This window comes from Marichromatium bheemlicum (assembly GCF_012276755.1).
GTDB lineage: Bacteria > Pseudomonadota > Gammaproteobacteria > Chromatiales > Chromatiaceae > Marichromatium > Marichromatium bheemlicum.
In genome coordinates this window covers 30,575-49,125 of record NZ_JAAXKX010000017.1, presented here as the reverse complement: position 1 = coordinate 49,125, position 18,551 = coordinate 30,575, and the positions used below count along the sequence as shown (strand labels likewise).

The following is an 18,551-nucleotide window of genomic DNA, read 5'->3' as shown; positions in this document are numbered from 1 at the left end:
GTCTTCGTCACGGCACCCATCACGGCTTCAACAGCTCGGCGATCCGCGCGCCCATCAGCGCCGGCGAGCGCACCACCGCCACCCCGGCGGCATCGAGCGCGGCGAACTTGCCCTCGGCGGTGCCCTGCCCGCCGGTGACGATCGCCCCGGCATGGCCCATGCGCTTGCCCGGGGGCGCGGTCACCCCGGCGATGTAGGCCACCACCGGCTTGCTCATGCGCTGCTCGATGAAACGCGCCGCGGCCTCCTCGGCGCCACCGCCGATCTCGCCGACCAGGATCACGCCCTCGGTCTCGGGGTCGTCCTCGAACAACGCCAGACAGTCGACGAAGTCGAGCCCGTGGACGGGGTCGCCGCCGATACCGATACAGGTGCTCTGACCGAGCCCGACCTGGGTGGTCTGCCACACCGCCTCGTAGGTGAGCGTCCCCGAGCGCGAGACGATCCCGACCCGGCCCCGGCTGTGGATGTCAGCGGGCATGATGCCGATTTTGCACGCCTCCGGGGTGATCACCCCGGGGCAGTTGGGGCCGATCAGACAGACCCCGGTACCGGCGAGCGCCGTCTTGACCCGCAACATGTCGTGCACCGGAATGCCCTCGGTGATGCACACGATCACCCGGATACCGGCATCGGCGGCCTCGAGGATGGCATCGGCGGCAAAGGGCGCGGGCACGTAGATCATGCTCGCATCGGCCCCGGTGGCGGCCACCGCCTCGTGGACGGTATCGAACACCGGGCGGTCGAGATGACGCTGCCCCCCCTTGCCCGGGGTCACGCCGCCGACCAGGTTGGTGCCGTAGGCGATCGCCTGTTCACTGTGAAAGGTGCCCTGACGGCCGGTGAAGCCCTGGCAGATCACCCGGGTATCGGCATCGATCAGTACGCTCATCGCCCCTGCTCCTCGCGGGCACCGCCCGCCAAGGCGACCACCCGGGCCGCCGCATCGTTGAGACTGCTCGCCGGCTCCAGCGCCAGCCCACTGGCGGCGAGCAGCGCACGCCCTTGGGCGGCGTTGGTGCCCTCCAGACGCACCACCACCGGGACGGCGACCTGGACCTCGCGCACCGCTTGCATGATGCCCTCGGCGATCAGGTCACAGCGCACGATGCCGCCGAAGATATTGACCAGCACAGCTTCAACCTTGGGGTCGGACAGGATCAGCTTGAAGGCCTCGGCCACCCGCTCGGCGGTGGCGCCGCCACCGACGTCGAGGAAGTTGGCCGGGGTGCCGCCGTGGAGCTTGACCAGGTCCATGGTCGCCATCGCCAGCCCGGCACCGTTGACCATGCAGCCGATGTTGCCCTCGAGGCTGATGTAGTTGAGCGCATGGCCGCGCGCGGTGGCCTCGCGGTCGTCCTCCTGACCGAGATCACGCAATGCGCTCAGCTCGGGGTGGCGATAGAGCGCGTTGTCGTCGAGTTCGATCTTGGCATCGAGCGCGACCAACTCACCGCCTTCGGTGACCACCAGCGGGTTCATCTCGATCAGGGTGGCATCGTGCTCGAGGGCGAGCGCATAGAGCGCGGCGAGCAGTCGCCCGAGCGCCTCGATCTGCGCGCGCTCGAGCCCCAGCCCGTAGCCGAGACGGCGCGCATGATAGGGCCGTAGCCCGGGGGCCGGGTGCACGGCGATGCGCAGGATGCGCTCGGGGGTGGCCGCGGCCACCGCCTCGATGTCGACCCCGCCGGCATCGCTGGCCATGAACACCACCCGCTCGCTGGCACGATCGACCAACACCCCGAGATAGAGTTCACGGGCGATCGCCGTCGGGCGCTCGATCAACAGGGTCTCGACCGGCAGCCCGCGCGGGCCGGTCTGCGCGGTGACCAGATGGCTGCCGAGCAGTCGCCGCGCCTCGCGCTCGACCGCCTCGGGGTCGTCGCACAGCACCACGCCTCCGGCCTTGCCCCGGGCGCCGGCATGGATCTGCGCCTTGACCGCCCAGCGCGTGCCGCCGAGTCGTTCGCAGGCCGCCCTGGCCTGCTGCGGGGTCCTCACCTCGCAGCCCTCGGGCACCGGGATTGCGCGCTCCCGCAAGAGCCGCTTCGCTTGGTATTCGTGTAGATTCATCGAAACTCGTCGTCACGCTGATGACAGAAGACGCCCCCGCCCCGGGGCGCCGCGATGACAGGGGGACGCGACCGATGGTGGCGGACGCCGCAGCGGGCGCGCCATCCTGCCAACCATGTTCGCAACGCGATAATTCTGGTCTAATTCCAGCGCCTTTGGCAAAGCACCGTCAGCGTCTCGACAACGTCCCCGATGTCTCAGCAGCCCCAGTCACACGTCTCCACCACCCCGCTGGACCCGGCATCCTATCCCACCTGGGGGGCGCTGCGCTGGTTGTTACTGATCCGGCTGCTGCTGGTCGTCGGGCTGACCCTGGTGTTCTCGCCCAACGCGGTCGACCCTCTGCTCGCCGGCGCCGACACCGAGCTGGCCTGGTCGGTGCTCCTGGTCTACACCCTGTTGGTGCTGCTCAGCGGGCTGAGTCTCTACGGTCGGTGGCCAACACGCAAGCACCAGGTCTACCTGGCGATCCTGGTCGACATCGTCGTCTTCACCCTGCTGATGCACGCCGCCGGCGGGGTGGCTAGCGGCCTGGGGATCCTGCTGACGGTGACGGTGGCCGCCGGGGCGCTGAGCATGGAGGGACGGCTGACACTGCTGTTCGCCGCGCTCGCCGCCATCGCGGTGATCACCCAACAAGGCTATCAGGCACTGCAGGGCCAGTCCCCCGCCTTCACCCAGGCCGGGCTGCTCGGCATCCTCTTCTTCGCCGTGGCGCTGCTCTCGCAGATGCTCTATCGCCGGGCGCGCACCGCCGAGGCGTTGGCGGCACGGCGCCAGGTCGATCTCGACGACCTCTCCAAACTCAACGCCTTCATCATCCACAACATGGCCACCGGCATCCTGGTGGTCGACGGTGAACGTCGGCTGCGGCTGATGAATCAGGCCGCACACGACCTGCTCGGCACCGCTCGACAGCACCGTGGAAGGGCACTCGCGACCGTCAGTCGCGCACTCGCCGATGCACTCGAACGCCTCGTCCAACCCGGCGCCGTCCGGCAGACGGTGATCAACCACCAAGACCGCGCCCTGCGTGCCAGCGTCAAGCTGCTCGGCGCCGATCGCGCCAGCGGCGTGATCGTCTATCTGCGCGACGACCGCGAGGCCACCGCCGAGGCGCAGCGGATCAAGCTCGCCGCACTCGGCACCCTCACCGCCAGCATCGCCCACAACATCCGCAACCCCTTGAGCGCCATCTCCCACGCCGCCGAGCTGTGCGCCGAGTCGCCAGGGCTCGGCGACGACGAGCAGCAGTTGCTCGCCATCGTCCACCGCAACAGCGCCCGGATCGACGAGATCGTCAGCAGCGTGCTCGAACTCTCGCGACGCGATCAGATCCAGCGCCATCCCCTCGAACTCTACGAGTGGCTGCGCGGCTTCGTCGACGAGTTCAACCAGACCCGCCAACTCCAGCCACGTCGCGTGCACCTGCACCTCGAACGCGACCCCGGCGTCGTCGAGGCCGATCCCAGGCACCTTCACCAGATCCTCGCCAACCTCTGCGAGAACGCCCTGGTGCACGGCGGTGAGGGCGTCATCACCCTGGTGCTCGATCGCGACCTCCATACCCGCCGCCCGCTCGTCGAGGTCATCGATCAGGGCCCCGGGATCCCCGCCGCGATCGCCGACACCATCTTCGACCCCTTCTTCACCACTCGCCACGGCGGCACCGGGCTCGGCCTCTACATCGCCCGCGAGCTGGCCGAGAGCAACGCCATGAGCCTCGCGCTGCTGCCCAACCGCCCCAGCGGCTGCCGCTTCCGTCTACTGTTCGCGACCACGACGAACGAGGACCGGGCGGATTGAGGCCAGCGGCCAGCGGGTTGAACCGCAAAGCCGCGAAGAACGCGAAGGGAAAAGCAATCAGCTACCAGCTGTCAGCCTCCAGTGGGCGTTCCTCCTCCAGCCGTCGTCGCAAGACATCGGCCACTGCCGCCATCATGGACGCCACCCTCCCCACTGGCGGCTGACGGCTGAAGGCGCGAAGAAAGCGACCGACCTCCAGCAAGCAGCCTCCAGTCTCGGGTTGCAGTCAACCTTGACGGTACGACAAGCCTGCTCCGCTCGCTGCAGGCTGACGCTAGGAGGTCTTTTCCTGCTTCGCGTTCTTCGCGCCTTCATGCATCGAAGCTCTGCGGTCGGCGCCCCGATGTTGGGTTAACCGTCGACGAGCGCCGCAGATTCGTCGATGCCATGGTGGGCGGACGGTTAACCCAACCGACTGAGACTGTTCGCGACCACGACGAACGAGGACCGGGCGGATTGAACCCAGCAGCCAGCCGGAAAGATTGAACGACAAAGGGCGCGAAGGGGGGATTGAGCGGTCAGCCACCTGCGACCAGCCACCACTGGGCGCGATCGCCCGACGGCGGCGCAGGCCCGCACCGTCCGCGACCTCACGCCGACATCACGCATCATCCCCTTTGCGCACTTCGCGGCTTTGCGGTTCAATCCTGGCGGCTGGCGGCTGGCGGCTGGCGGCTGGCGGCTGGCGGCTGGCGGCTGGCGGCTGGCGGCTGGCGACCGAAAACCTTATCTCTATCTTCGCGCTCTTCGCGCCTTCGCGGTTCATCTTCGCGGTTCATCTCTTCGCGGTTCATCTCTCTGACCGCTGATCGCTGGCGACCGGTCGACGCTCCGCGCTATCCTTGATGCAGCGCATGCCCTACCACCGACGGACCCAGACCGACCCGATGCCGACCGACAAGGCCCAGGCGCTCGTCGTCGACGACGAGACCGATATCCTCGAGCTGTTGCGAATCACCCTCGCGCGCATGGAGATCCACGCCGTAACCGCAACCAGCGTGGCCGAGGCGCGCGCCCGCCTCACCGAGCAGTCCTTCGACCTCTGTCTGACCGACATGAAGCTGCCCGACGGCAACGGCATCGAGCTGATCCGCCACATCGGCGCCCGTCACCCGGAGCTGCCGGTGGCGATGATCACCGCCTACGGCAACATGGACTCGGCGGTCGAGGCGATGAAGGCCGGGGCCTTCGATTTCGTCTCCAAGCCGGTGGAGCTGCAGCGGCTGCGTCAACTCGTCGCAGCCGCGCTCAAGCTCAGCCACCGCCCCGGTGGCGAATCCGACGCCGCCGCGCCCCAGCTACTCGGCGCCTCGCCCGCGATGGCGCGTATCCGCCAACTCATCGCCAAGCTCGCACGCAGCCAGGCGCCGGTGTTCGTCACCGGCGAGAGCGGCACCGGTAAGGAGCTGGCCGCGCGGCTGATCCACGCCCAGGGACCACGGTGCGACGGTCCCTTCGTCGCGCTCAACTGCGGCGCCATCCCCCACGACCTGGTCGAGAGCGAGCTGTTTGGCCACAAGAAGGGCAGCTTCACCGGCGCCAGCAGCGACAAACAGGGGCTGTTCCAGGCCGCCGAGGGCGGCACCCTGTTTCTCGACGAGGTCGCCGAGCTACCGCTACAGACCCAGGTCAAGCTGCTGCGTGCGATCCAGGAAAAGGCAGTGCGCCCGATCGGCACCCAGCGCGAGCAACCGGTCGACGTGCGCCTGATCAGCGCCAGCCACCGCGACCTCAACGCCGAGGTCGAACGCGGGCGCTTCCGCCAGGACCTGTTCTACCGCATCAACGTCATCGAGCTGCGCATGCCACCGCTGCGTGAGCGCAGCGAGGACATCCCCGCGCTGGCCGACTGGCTGCTCGCACGCATCGCCGACAAGACCGCCACCGCCCCCCTGCCGCTCTCACCCGAGGCACTGGCGACACTCGCGCGCCACCCCTTTCCCGGTAATGTGCGCGAACTCGAGAACATCCTCGAGCGCGCCACGGCATTGTGCGAGCACAGCCGGATCGAGGCCGCTGACCTCTATCTTCCCGAGACCACGCCGGTGACCACCGCGCCCGCCCCGCCCCCCGACAGCGCGCCCGTCCCGCCCGATCCGATGCAGTGGGACCACGCCGCCGCGGCACGGCGGCTGGGGATGTCACAGCGCTCGTTGCACTACCGACTCACCCGGCTCGGGATCGAGTAGCGATTCGTCGTAGCCACAGCCGAGGACCCGTGCTTGTCCACCTCATCCACCTCGCCGCGCGACCCCTTCGTCGACTGGGTCCGCCAGGTCACCCCCTATATCCACGCCCATCGCGGCAAGACCTTCGTCATCGCCATCGGTGGTGAGGCACTGACCGATGCCCGCTTCCCCGACCTGGTGCACGACATCGCCATGCTCCACGGGCTCGGCATCCGCTTGGTGCTGGTCCACGGCGCACGGCCCCAGATCGAGGCGCGCCTGGCCGAGCGCGGCGCCGAGCTGCGCTATGTCAACGGTCTGCGCATCACCGACGACACCGCGCTGGCCTGCGTCAAGGAGGCCGCCGGGGTGGTGCGGGTGGAGATCGAGGCGTTGCTCTCACTAGGGCTGGCCAACTCGCCGATGGCCGGGGTACGTATCCCGGTGGTCTCGGGCAACTTCGTCACCGCCCGACCGATCGGGGTGCTCGACGGCGTCGACTACGCCCACACCGGCACGGTGCGCCGGGTCGACCGCCACACCCTGCGCGCGCTGCTCGACCAGGGCGCGGTGGCACTGATGCCACCGCTCGGCTACTCGCCCACCGGCGAGGTGTTCAACCTCAGCGCCGCCGACGTCGCCCGTAGCACCGCCGAGGCACTGCAGGCCGACAAGCTGGTGTTCTTGCTCGAGGATGCCGAGGTCCGCACTGCGGCCCTGCCCGCGACCCTGCTTACCGGCGAGGTCGACGCCCTGCTCGGCGGCGACACGCCGTTGCCCGAGGGCCTAGGCAAGTGTCTGCGCGCCAGCGCCGAGGCCTGTCGCCACGGCATCCCTCGCGTCCATCTGGTCGGGCGCAGCGGCGACGGCGCACTGCTGCGCGAGCTGTTCACCCGCGACGGCAGCGGCACCCTGGTCTCGGCCGAACCGTTCGAGGAGCTGCGCGCGGCGCGTATCGACGACGTCGCCGGCATCCTCGAACTGCTGCGACCGCTCGAGGAGCGCGGCATCCTGGTACGACGCTCGCGCGAGCGCCTCGAGACCGAGATCGAGCGCTTCGTGGTCGCCGAGCGCGACGGCCTGATCACCGCCTGCGCCGCACTCTACCCCTATGCCGAGGAGGCCATGGCCGAACTCGCCTGTGTCGCCGTGCACACCCAGTACCGCGCCGGTGGCCGCGGCGATCGGCTGCTCGAGTACATGGAACGACTGGCGCGCACCCAGGGGATCGCGCAACTGTTCGTGCTCACCACCCAGACCGCGCACTGGTTCCAGGAGCGCGGTTTCGCCCCGGCCGGGCGGGAGGCGCTTCCCATGGCCCGACAGGCGCTTTACAATTTTCAGCGCAATTCCAAGGTCTTCATCAAGCGACTCTGACCCAACCTACCCCGCGGCAACTCCCCAGGAGCGATGAACCACGCCCCCTGTGCGGTCGCCGCAGACCGCCAGCGACCACCCCAGCGCTGAGCGGTCACCGACACCCAGCTCGACAGAGCCAACACCCGCCCACCGAGATTGGTGCCCGACGTGCTCCCCGATACCCGCGCTCCTCAGATCCCCCGCCCCTGGCCCGTGCTGCTGCTGTGCCTTGCGCTGCTCTTCGCCCCCCCACTGCTGGCCGACACCACCGCCAATCAGCCCACGGTGTCCCAGATCGAGGCGCGCACCGCCGAGGTCGAGAACTCGACCACGCTCGACGAGGCGGACAAGGCCACGCTGCTCGAACTCTACCGCCGTGCCCGCGCCAACCTCGAGGACACCCGCAACTTCGAACTCAAGGCCGATGAGTTCGCCCACACCCTCGAGACCGCGCCCCGCCAACGCAAGAGCGCCGAGCGCGAACTCGAGGCCGCGCGCGGCGCCTCGACCACCCCGGCGGAGGTGATCCCGACGGGGCTCGGCAGCGAGGCCATCGCCCAGCGCCTCAACAAGGCCCTGGCCGACATCGCCGTCGAGGAGACCCGTCTCAGCGAACTCGAGAAGCTGACCCAGATCACCGGCAGCCGTCCGACCAGCGCTCGCGCGCGTCTCGCCGAGGTCAAGCAGGCGCTCGACCAGCTCGGCGACCCGCCCGGCGCCGACAGCGTCGTCGAGGGCCAGCCCGGCGAGCTGCTGCAGGCCCAGCGTTGGGCCCACCAGACCCGGCGCCAGGCGCTGTGGTCGGAGGCGCGGATGCTCGAACAGGAGCTGCTCAGTCAGCCGGCGCGGCTCGCCCTCTACCAGATCAGACGAGACCTCGCCGCGCTGCGGTTGAAGCGGCTGCGGACCTATCAACGCGCGCTCGAAGAGCTGCAGAACCAACGCCGCAACGCCGAGGCCGAGGCCGCGCAACGCGCCTCCGAGCAGACCCAGCGCGAGGTCGCCGACAAACACCCGGTGGTCCAACAACAGGCCCAGCTCAACGCCGAGATCAGCGCCTCGCTGACGCGCATCGCCCGCCAGCTCGAGACCCTTGGCGACCACCAGGTGCGCATCGACGGTGAACGCAAACGCATCGAGGAGGACTTCCGCGGCGCCCAGCAACGGCTCGAGGCCGCCGGACTGAGCCGGGCGCTCGGCCAGGTGCTGCTCGACCGTCGCACCCGCCTGCCCGACCTGCGCCAGTACCGCAAGGACATCGACAACCGCGAGGACGAGATCGCCGAGGCCTCGTTGCGCCAGATCCGCTACCGCGAGGAGCAGCGCCGGCTGCGCGATCGCGAGCGCTATGTCGACGAACTCACCCTCGACGTCCCCGAGGGCGAACGCGCCCAGGTGCGCGCACAGCTCGACCCGGTCCTCGACCAGCGTCGGCGGTTGCTCGCGCAGAGCCTCGACATCGAGGACGACTACATCCGCCAGCTCACCGAACTCAACTACGCCACCGACCAGGTGGTAAGCCTGGCCGAGTCCTACGACGACTTCCTCGCCGAGCGCCTGCTGTGGGTGCGCAGCTCACCCCCGGTCGGGCTCGAGACCCTGACCTCGCTGCCGGCGGCAACCACCTGGCTGCTGTCCTGGGAGGGCGCCTGGGAGGCGGTGGTCGACATCCTCCACGAGCGCTTGCGACACGCCTGGGGGTTGTGGATCTGGCTGTTCACGGTCAGCCTCTTGCTGTGGCGCCTGACGGCGCTGCGCCGCGCCATCCGCGCCAGCGCCGAACCGTTGCGCCGGGTGCGCACCGACAGCATCCGTCACACCGTCAAGGCTATCGCCCTGACCCTGCTGATGGCGTTACCGATCCCGTTGCTGATGTGGCTGCTCGGCCAGCAGCTACAGGCCTCGACCGAGGCAACTGCCTTCACCCGCGCCTTCGCCAGCGCACTCATCGAGGTCTCCAGCGGGCTCTACTTCCTGCTCGCCTTCCGTGGGCTGTGCATCACCGGAGGCGTCGCCGACCGGCACTTCCGCTGGAGCACCGCGACCCTGGCGCGAATCCGTCACGCCATCGACTGGTTCTCGGGCTATATCGTGCCGATCGCGCTGGTGACCATCGCCGCCTACGACTACAACAACCCGGCACACACCGGCGACCTGATGCGCCTGACCCTGGTCGCCTGCATGATCGGCTTCACCGCCTTCTTCTGGCACCTGCTCAGCCCCTCCAAGGGGCTGTTCAAGGGCATCCTCGCCGAGCACCCGCAGGGCTGGCTCAATCGGCTGCGGCTGCTGTGGTTCCCTCTGGTGGTGGGCGCACCGCTGGCGTTGGCCGGGTTGGCACTGGCCGGTTACGTCTATACCGCCGGCATCCTCTTCCGCTCACTGGTCGGCCAGACCTGGTTGGTGCTCACGCTGCTGGTGGTCCACCAGACGATCGTGCGCTGGCTGATCGTCACCCGCCGGCGTCTGGCGCTGCAGGCCGCCCTCGAGCGCCAGGCGGCACGCCGCGCCCAGAGCAACGAACCGAGCGTCCCCACCGAGGTCCTCCAGCTCGAGGAGGCCGAGCCCGATCTGGCGGCGATGGACGAGCAAACCCGACGCCTGATCAACGCCTCGATCTTCTTCGCCGCGGTGGTCGGGCTGTGGATCACCTGGTCGGACGTGTTACCGGCCTTCTCGATGTTCGAGCGCTTCGCCCTCTGGCACTATGAGGGCACGATCGACGGCGTCTCCCAGATGGTCCCGGTGACCGCCGCCGATATCGGCCTGGTGCTGGTAATCATCTTCGTCACCATGGTCGCGGCCAAGAACCTACCGGCGCTGATCGAAATCCTGTTGCTGCAAAGCGACGTGGTCTCAGCCGGCGGGCGCTATGCGATCAAGACCCTGGCGAGCTATACCATCACCGCCGTGGCCTTCCTCCTCGCCTTCTCCACCCTCGGGCTGAGCTGGTCGCAGGTGCAATGGCTGGTGGCCGCGCTCAGTGTCGGCATCGGCTTCGGACTGCAGGAGATCGTGGCCAACTTCATCAGCGGCCTGATCATCCTCTTCGAGCGCCCGGTACGCGTCGGCGACATCGTCACCATCGGCGAGACCACCGGCGTGGTGACCAACATCCAGATCCGCGCCACCACCATCCGCAACTGGGACAAGCAGGAGCTGCTGGTGCCGAACAAGGAGTTCATCACCGAGCGCCTGCTCAACTGGTCGCTCACCGATCAACAAAACCGGGTGACCATCCCGGTCGGCATCGCCTACGGCAGCGACACCCGCCAGGCCCTCGAGATCCTCACCCAGGTCGCCGAGCAGCACGAGAAGGTGCTCGAGGACCCGGCGCCGCTGATCAGCTTCGAGGGCTTCGGCGACGATGCCCTGACCCTGGTGATGCGCTGCTATCTCGACTCGCTCGACGGGCGCATCGCAATCATCACCGAGCTACACCAAGCGATCTACGACCGCTTCAACGAGGCCGGGATCGAGATCGCCTTCCCGCAGCGCGACGTCCACCTCTCGGCCCATACACCGCTGGACGTGCGGCTGCACCGGGCCGTGCGGGCGGCTCGCGACTCGGGCGACGAGTCGTCGAAGGCGACACAGACGGACTGAAGGGATCGGGGGAGAGAAGGAAGGGGCGGCGACGGCATTGCCGTCGCCCGGAGCGGACGGACCCGGGCGCTCGCGGCCCGGGACGACGGCCTCAGATCTGCTCGTCGAAGTCCGGATCCTCCAGCAGTTCGCGCAGCCGCTTGAGTTCGCGCATCTGCTCGATGCGTCGGCGCGCTGCCAGCGAGTCGTCCACCTGGACGGTCTCGCCCTGGCTCATCAAGTGCGGGCTGCGATCGAGCACATCATCGCCATAACCGCTGTCGGGTTCCAACATTTCTCCGTTACCTCTGGATTGCCGTCAAACCACAGCCGGCTATCTACTCCAAAGTTCGACGCTCAGAAAGAGAATTTTTTTGATCGTCAGGATCAACGTTGGCGATCGACGGCCGCGACGGCGCATCACGCCTGATGTTCGACCCGCACCCGCTTGAGATTGGTGAACAACTGATAGGCGATGGTGTCGCTCGCGCGGGCCAGCGCGCCGGCGTCGACCCGCGTCCCCCACAGCTCGACGCGATCGCCGACGACGGCCTCGGGGAGGTCGGTGAGATCGACCGTGATCATGTCCATCGACACCCGCCCGGCGAGCGGCGCGCACTGCCCGCGCACCATCACCGCCACCCCGTCCGGGGCGTGGCGCGGATAGCCGTCGGCGTAGCCGATCGCCACCACCCCGATGCGGCTCGGACGGCGACAGACAAAGCGCCCGCCATAGCCGACCGGCTCCCCGGCGGGCAGCGTGCGGATGGCGATCAGCGCCGACTCCAGGGTCATCGCCGGGCGTAGCGCGGCGGCATTGGGATGGGCCGTATCGAAGGGCGAGACGCCATAGAGCATGATCCCCGGGCGCACCCAGTCGCGATGCGCCGCCGGCAGATCGAGCACCGCCGCCGAGTTGGCCAGGCTCGCCGGCACGACACCCGCGACCGCATCGTCGAAGGCGGCGAGCTGGCGCGCGCTATAGGGCTCGCCCGGCTCGTCGGCACGCGCCAGATGGCTGATCGCGCGCAGCCGCCCGACCTGGGGGCACGCACGCAACCGCGCCAACGCCGCGGCAACATCCGGCGGCGCAAACCCCACCCGGTGCATCCCCGAGTCGACCTTGAGCCAGCAGCCGAAGGGGCGCTCGGGACGGGCCGCCGCGATCCACTCGAGCTGGTGCTCGGCGTGCACCACCATGTCCAGCCCGGCGCGATCGACCGCCGCCAGCTCATCGGGCGCGAACACCCCCTCGAGCAGTAGGATCGGCCCCTCGACGCCCGACTCGCGCAGCTCCAGCGCCTCCTCCAGGAAGGCCACCGCAAAGCCGTCGGCCACTGGCGCCAGCGCCCGCGCCACCGCCACCGCGCCATGCCCGTAGGCATCGGCCTTGACCACCGCCCACGCCCGCGCCGAGGGCGCGCAGGACTTGGCGTGCAGATAATTGTGGCGTATCGCTGCGAGATCGATACGAGCACGAGCCGGACGTGACATCTGGGAACATCTCCTGGGTTGCAAGACGACCCAAGATACAACGAGCCGTCAGCGACCAGCTACCAGCTATCAGCCGCCAGCCGCCAGCCGCCAGCGGGCGACCGGACCGTGGGTCGGACGACGCGCAGCCATGCAGACGCCGGAAACCGTCATCGCATGACGGCGGTCAGCAGATTGAACCGCCAAGACACAAAGAACGCGAAGATAGAGAAGGGGACAGGGTGAATAAACGTAGGGTGGGCAAAGCGCAGCGTGCCCACCGCAGGCGGTGACCAGGGTGATGGGTCGGGTTGCCCGGCGACCTCTGGCGCGGGCCTGACGAGTCCTCGCTGTTGGGTGACCCGTCCGGGCAGCTTGGCGGTCTACCGCTAGCGCCAAGGGTGGACGGCTCACCCAACCTACACGGCAGATTCGAATTCCCCTGCCCCCTTTCGCCAAAGGGGGAGACGGCTGGCGGCCAGCCGATACGTCTCTTGCTTCGCGTCCTTCGCGTCTTTGCGGTTCGAATCAGCCTCCAGCCTCCAGCCTCCAGTGGGGAAGACTGGCGTGCATGGTCGGCGGTTGGCGGGAAAGACGGTGTCTTTGCGGTTCAACTCTCCCAGACCGTCAACGCCGGACGCCTTGCCCGGTCTACGGGGCGGCTTGTTCTCTCGCCCGCGCCACGCACAGTTGTCCCAGCGCCAGTCCGCCGTCGTTGGCGGGGACGCGGCGGTGGAGGAGGACTTGGAGGCCCCGGGCCTCCAGGGCGGTGGCGAGGGGTTCGACGAGGCGGCGATTCTGCATGACGCCGCCGCTGAGGGCGACGGTGTCGAGCCGGTGGCTGGCGCAGAGCCGGGTGGCGCATGCGACCAGGGCGTGGATCAGGCCGTCGTGGAAGCGCGCGGCGGCGCGCGCCGGGGTGGTCCCGGCGGCGAGATCGTCGAACAGCGCGGGCCACAGCGGCGCGGGGTCGATCATCAGCCGACCGTCGGCGGCGGTGTCGAGGGCGAAGGGGTAGCCCTCGGGCGCGGGGGGCACGGTGGCGGCCAGGGTCTCGACGGCGATCGCGGCCTCGCCCTCGTAGCCGAGCCGGGCCGGGGCGAGGCCGAGCGCGGCGGCGACGGCGTCGAACAGCCGCCCCGCCGAACTCGACGACGGGGCGTTGAGCCCGCGCGCGATCAGGGTGCGTAGCGCCTCGAGCGGTTGCGCGGCGAGCGCGCGTACCGCCTCGAGCGCGGCCCAGCGGCGCAGCGCGGCATCGAGCAGCCCGGCGCGTTCGAGCTGGGCGAGCAGGTTGCGCCAGGGCTCGACCATCGCCCGCGCCCCGCCCGGCAGCGCCGCCGGGCACAGCCCGCCGAGCCGTCGCGACCCGCGATAGTCGACCTGCAGCAGCTCGCCGCCCCAGAGGGTGCCGCCCTCCCCCCAGCCGAGCCCGTCGAGGGCGATGCCGAGCACCGGCCCGGCCTCGGGCGGGCGGCCGTGCTCGGCGAGCAGCGCGGCGATATGGGCGTGGTGGTGTTGCACCTCGACCAGCGCCAGCCCGGCGCGCGCGGCCCAGTCGCGACCGTACTGGCTGGCGCGATAGTCGGGGTGGGCGTCGATCGCGATGCGTGTGGGCCGGTGCTCGAACAGCGCCAGATAGCGCGCCAGGGTGGCCACCCAGGCGCGCGCGCTGCCCGCCTCTTCGAGATCACCGAGGTGTTGGCTGAGGATCACCCGCTCACCGTCACCGAGACACAAGGTGTTCTTCAGCTCGCCGCCGAGCGCGACCGTCGCCGCGCCCTGCGCCAGCCCCGGCGGCAGGACGAGCGCGCCGGGGGCGTGGCCACGGGCGCGGCGCAGCAGCCGGGGGCGCGCGGCGATGGTGCGCACCACCGAGTCGTCGACGCGGTTGCGGATGTCGCGGTCGTGCAGCAGCCAAGCGTCGGCGATCCCGGCGAGCGCCTGCAGCGCCTCGTCGTTGTCGATGCACTGCGGCGCGCCGGCGCGGTTGCCGCTGGTCATCACCAACGGGCGCGTCCACTCGGCGAGCAGCAGCAGGTGCAGCGGGCTGTAGGGCAGCAGCATCCCCAGGGTCGACTGGCCGGGCGCGACCGCCTCGGCGAGCGGGGCGCCGTCGGCGCGACGCGCCAGCAGCACGATGGGTGCGGCGGGGCTGGCGAGGGTCTCGGCCTCGCCGGGGGCGAGCAGGCAGTGGCGGCGCACCACCGCAAGATCGCGCGCCATCAGCGCGAAGGGCTTGCCCGGGCGCCGCTTGCGCCGACGCAGCTCGGCCACCGCCCGATCATTGCCGGCGTCGCAGGCGAGATGGAAGCCGCCGATGCCCTTGATGGCGAGGATCTCGCCCGCGGCGAGCCGGGCGCTGGCGGCGGCGATGGGGTCGGCCCCGGTCTCCTCCAGCGCCCGACCGTCGGCCCCGGCGAGCCAGACCCGCGGGCCGCACACCGGGCAGGCGTTGGGCTGGGCGTGGAAGCGCCGGTCGGCGGGGTCGGCGTACTCGCGCGCGCACGCCGGGCACAGCGGGAAGCGCGCCATGCTGGTGTTGGCCCGATCGTAGGGGATGGACTCGACGATCGACAGCCGTGGCCCGCAGTGGGTGCAGTTGGTGAAGGGGTAGCGATGACGGCGGTTCGCCGGGTCCCGCACCTCGGCGGCGCAGGCGCTGCAGGTGGCGGCATCGGGGACGATGGCGGTGTGCACCGGGGTGTCGGCGCTGGCGACGATGACGAAATCGCCGACCCCGGCGAGCGCGGCGGGGTCGGCGAGCGGCGCGCGCTCGATGCGCTCGATCTGCGCCAGCGGCGGGCACTCGGCGCGCAGCCGGGCGCAGAAGCGCGCGATCGCCTCGGGCGGCGCACCGGCGCCGGGACGGACGCGGATCAGCACGCCCTCGCCGTCGTTGCGGACATCGCCGACCAGGGCGCAGTCGCGCGCCAGCCGCCACACCGTCGGGCGGAAGCCGACGCCCTGCACCTGACCGCGCACCCGGATCGACTCGGCCGGTGCGCCGCTCCCGTCCGCCCTCGACACCCTAGCCGCGCCCTCGCCCCGCACGCCGGGCCATGCCCCTCATGGCCGTCCGGCCAGCGCGGCGTGCGCCGCCGCCAGCCGCGCCACCGGCACCCGCGGGCCGGAGCAACTGACGTAGTCGAGCCCGGCCTGATGGCAGAAGGCGATGGAGTCGGGGTGGCCGCCGTGCTCGCCGCAGATGCCGACGTGCAGGTTGGGCTTGACCCGCCGCCCCCACTCCACCGCCAGCTCCATGAGCTTGCCGACGCCCTTGCGGTCGAGCACGTCGAAGGGGTTGTCCTGGAGGATGCCGGACTGGTTGTAGAGCGGCAGGAACTTGTTCTCGGCGTCCTCGCGCGAGAACGAGAAGGTCGCCTGGGTGAGGTCGTTGGTGCCGAAGGAGAAGAAGTCGGCCTCCTCGGCGAGCGACTCGGCGCGCATGCAGGCGCGCACCACCTCGATCATGGTGCCGAAGCGGAAAGCGACCGGCGCGCCGTAGCGCTCGGCGACCTCGGCGTGGATGGTCTCGACCGAGGCGCGGACCATGCGCAGCTCCTGCGCGGTGCAGACCTGCGGCACCTTGATCTGGGGATGGACCTCGATGCCGGCCTTGGCGCACTCGGCGGCGGCCTCGAGGATGGCGCGCACCTGCATCTGGTAGATCTCGGGGAAGGTGATGCCGAGCCGCACGCCGCGATGGCCGAGCATGGGGTTGGTCTCGTAGAGCAGGCGCACCTTGCGCAGCATCGCCTCCTTCTTGGCGATCGCCTCCTCGACCAGCGCCGGCTCGACCAGCCGCCGGGCGCGGTCGACCTCGTGGCGCAGGGTGTCCTCGGCGTGCAGCAGGCCCATCGCCCCGGCGAGCACGCCGAGCCCGCGCGCGCCGCACTCGAGCGCGCGCAGGTCGGCGATCTCGCGTTCGAGCACCTGGGCGTCGGGGAGGAACTCGTGGATCGGCGGGTCGAGCAGACGGATGGTCACCGGGTTGGGCGACATCACCTCGAACAGCGACTGGAAGTCGGCGCGTTGCAGCGGCAGCAGCCGGTCGAGCGCGTCCTGACGCTGCTCCGGGGTCTCGGCGACGATCATCTCGATGACGATCGGCAACCGCTCGACGTCGTTGAACATCCGCTCGGTACGCGCCAGCCCGATGCCGACGGCGCCATAGCGGCGCGCCCGACGGGCGTCGTCCGGGGTGTCGGCGTTAGCAAGCACGCGCAGCCGGGCGTGCGCGTCGGCCCAGCCGAGCAGGGTGCTGAGTTCGGTGGTGAACTCCGGTTCGACGGTGGCGATGGCGCCGATGTAGACCTTGCCCGAGGTGCCGTCGATGGTGATGGTCTCGCCCTCGCGAAAGCGGGTCAGCCCGACCCGCGCCTCGCGCCGCTCGACATCGACGCTGATGCCCTCGGCCCCGGCCACACAGGGCTTGCCCATGCCACGCGCGACCACCGCCGCGTGCGAGGTCTTGCCGCCGCGCGAGGTGAGGATGCCGGCGGCGGCGAAGAAGCCGTGGATGTCCTCGGGCTTGGTCTCCTCGCGCACCAGGATCACCTTCAGCCCCTGTTCGCGCCCGAGCTGCTCGGCGCGATCGGCGTCGAACACCGCGATCCCCGAGGCCGCCCCCGGCGAGGCCGGCAGCCCCTGGGCGACGGACTCGGCCACCACCCCGGGGTCGAGCCGGGGGAAGAGCATCTGTTCGAGCAGGTCGGGGGCGATGCGCAACAACGCGCGCTCGCGCTCGATCAGCCCCGCCTCGACCATCTCCACCGAGGTGCGCACCATCGCCGTGGCGTTCATCTTGCCGTTGCGCGTCTGCAGGCAGTAGAGCTGGCCGCGCTCGATGGTGAACTCGAAGTCCTGCACCTCGCGGTAATGGCGTTCGAGCTTGTCGCGCAGCTCAGCGAGCGCGGTGGCCATCTCCGGCATCTCGTCGGCGAGACGGTCGATCGGCTTGGGGGTGCGGATGCCGGCGACCACGTCCTCGCCCTGGGCGTTGACCAGGTACTCGCCGTAGAGCCGGTTCTCACCGGTGCCCGGGTTGCGGGTGAAGGCCACGCCGGTGGCCGAGTCCTCTCCGCGATTGCCGAAGACCATGGTGACGACGTTGACGGCGGTGCCGTTGGCCATCTCCGGGGTGATGTGGAACTGACGCCGGTAGTCGACCGCGCGCTTGCCCTGCCAGCTGTTGAACACCGCCTGGATGGCGAGTTCGAGCTGTTGGTAGGGGTCCTCGGGGAAGGGCTGGCCGGTGTGCTCGCGCACCAGCGCGAGGAAGCGCTCGCAGACCTGTTCGAGTTCGCGCGCCGAGAGGTCGACGTCCTGGCGAGCGTGGGCGGCGCGCTTGATCTCGTCGAAGGCGGTGTCGAAGACCGCGTCGTCGATGCCGAGCGCGACCTTGCCGAAGAGCTGGATGAAGCGGCGATAGGCGTCGTAGCCGAAGCGCGCGTCACCGGTGGCGCGGATCTCGCCCTGCAGGGTGGCGGCGTTGAGCCCGAGGTTGAGGATGGTGTCCATCATCCCCGGCATCGACATCGCCGAGCCCGAGCGCACCGAGACCAGCAGCGGGTTGTCGGGGTCGCCGAAGCCCTTGCCGGTCTTCTCCTCGACCGCGCGCATCTGTGCGCGCACCTCCTCCATCAGCGCCGCCGGCAGCCCCTGCTCGGGCGCGGCCAGATAGTCGAGACAGGCGCTGGTGGCGATCACGAAGCCGGGCGGGACGTTGAGCCCGATCTGGGTCATCTCGCAGAGATTCGCCCCCTTGCCGCCGAGCAGCTGCTTGTCCTTGCCATCGCCTTCCTCGAATGCGAACACGGACTGGGTGGTCGTCGCCATCATCATCGGTCCTCTCGTTCGTGTGCGAATGGATGCCGGCCACGCCGGCGGCGTCGGTTCGAGTCTATCGTGTCGGCGGGGAGGCTTGAACCGCAAAGCCGCGAAGCGCGCGAAGGGGGATTGAGCCGACAGCCGCCAGCGATCAGCCACCAGTGGGCACAATCACCCGACGGTGGTGCGGACCCGCGCCGTCCATGGCCTCGCCCCGGCATCATGCATCATCCCCTTTGCGCGCTTCGCGGCTTT

General features: G+C 69.9%; 10 protein-coding genes. 4 read left to right on the top strand and 6 right to left on the bottom strand.

Annotation, left to right across the window (positions count from 1 at the left end; translation table 11 throughout):
* Window positions 1-19: 19 nt before the first annotated feature.
* Together sucD and sucC are read right to left on the bottom strand one after the other, a co-directional pair.
* Window positions 20-892 (bottom strand): succinate--CoA ligase subunit alpha, encoded by an 873-nt coding sequence (gene sucD, locus HF203_RS11990; RefSeq protein WP_168670018.1) that lies wholly within the window; start codon window positions 890-892, stop codon window positions 20-22.
* Window positions 889-2,073: an ADP-forming succinate--CoA ligase subunit beta gene (gene sucC, locus HF203_RS11985; RefSeq protein ID WP_168670016.1), complete on the bottom strand. Its 1,185-nt coding sequence runs from the start codon at window positions 2,071-2,073 to the stop codon at window positions 889-891. Before sucC ends, sucD begins: the two co-directional genes overlap by 4 nt.
* Window positions 2,074-2,265: 192 nt before the next feature.
* On the opposite strand from sucC, the gene HF203_RS11980 reads away from it, so the two are divergent.
* From HF203_RS11980 to HF203_RS11965, 4 genes are all read left to right on the top strand, one after another.
* Window positions 2,266-3,879 (top strand): sensor histidine kinase, encoded by a 1,614-nt coding sequence (locus HF203_RS11980; protein ID WP_168670014.1) that lies wholly within the window; start codon window positions 2,266-2,268, stop codon window positions 3,877-3,879.
* An 854-nt stretch (window positions 3,880-4,733) separates the two neighbouring features.
* Window positions 4,734-6,068: a sigma-54-dependent transcriptional regulator gene (locus tag HF203_RS11975; RefSeq protein WP_246221758.1), complete on the top strand. Its 1,335-nt coding sequence runs from the start codon at window positions 4,734-4,736 to the stop codon at window positions 6,066-6,068.
* 33 nt (window positions 6,069-6,101) lie between these two features.
* On the top strand, window positions 6,102-7,424 hold the full coding sequence (gene argA / locus HF203_RS11970; RefSeq protein WP_168670012.1) for an amino-acid N-acetyltransferase: 1,323 nt from the start codon (window positions 6,102-6,104) through the stop codon (window positions 7,422-7,424).
* Window positions 7,425-7,565: 141 nt separating this feature from the next.
* A complete protein-coding gene (locus tag HF203_RS11965) occupies window positions 7,566-11,012 on the top strand; it encodes a mechanosensitive ion channel domain-containing protein (protein ID WP_343043916.1) in 3,447 nt (1,148 codons plus the stop codon).
* 91 nt (window positions 11,013-11,103) lie between these two features.
* Here HF203_RS11965 and HF203_RS11960 read toward each other — a convergent pair whose 3' ends face one another.
* From HF203_RS11960 to ppdK, 4 genes are all read right to left on the bottom strand, one after another.
* Window positions 11,104-11,286 carry a PA3496 family putative envelope integrity protein gene (locus tag HF203_RS11960; protein ID WP_168670010.1) on the bottom strand — a complete coding sequence of 61 codons (183 nt, stop codon included), beginning with the start codon at window positions 11,284-11,286 and terminating at the stop codon, window positions 11,104-11,106.
* 125 nt (window positions 11,287-11,411) lie between these two features.
* Window positions 11,412-12,485 carry an alanine racemase gene (alr, locus tag HF203_RS11955; RefSeq protein WP_168670008.1) on the bottom strand — a complete coding sequence of 358 codons (1,074 nt, stop codon included), beginning with the start codon at window positions 12,483-12,485 and terminating at the stop codon, window positions 11,412-11,414.
* A gap of 630 nt (window positions 12,486-13,115) precedes the next feature.
* Window positions 13,116-15,494, bottom strand: coding sequence for a carbamoyltransferase HypF (gene hypF / locus HF203_RS11950; protein WP_343043915.1), 2,379 nt, complete (start codon window positions 15,492-15,494; stop codon window positions 13,116-13,118).
* A 39-nt stretch (window positions 15,495-15,533) separates the two neighbouring features.
* Window positions 15,534-18,305, bottom strand: a complete 2,772-nt coding sequence (ppdK, locus tag HF203_RS11945) for a pyruvate, phosphate dikinase (RefSeq protein WP_168670081.1) — start codon at window positions 18,303-18,305, stop codon at window positions 15,534-15,536.
* Between the last annotated feature and the right edge of the window lie 246 nt (window positions 18,306-18,551).

Coding starts and splice junctions, on each gene's coding strand:
- alr (WP_168670008.1), bottom strand. CDS start 12,485: ATGTCACGTCCGGCTCGTGCTCGTATCGATCTCGCAGCGATACGCCAC.
- HF203_RS11960 (WP_168670010.1), bottom strand. CDS start 11,286: ATGTTGGAACCCGACAGCGGTTATGGCGATGATGTGCTCGATCGCAGC.
- HF203_RS11975 (WP_246221758.1), top strand. CDS start 4,734: ATGCCCTACCACCGACGGACCCAGACCGACCCGATGCCGACCGACAAG.
- sucC (WP_168670016.1), bottom strand. CDS start 2,073: ATGAATCTACACGAATACCAAGCGAAGCGGCTCTTGCGGGAGCGCGCA.
- ppdK (WP_168670081.1), bottom strand. CDS start 18,305: ATGGCGACGACCACCCAGTCCGTGTTCGCATTCGAGGAAGGCGATGGC.
- HF203_RS11980 (WP_168670014.1), top strand. CDS start 2,266: ATGTCTCAGCAGCCCCAGTCACACGTCTCCACCACCCCGCTGGACCCG.
- sucD (WP_168670018.1), bottom strand. CDS start 892: ATGAGCGTACTGATCGATGCCGATACCCGGGTGATCTGCCAGGGCTTC.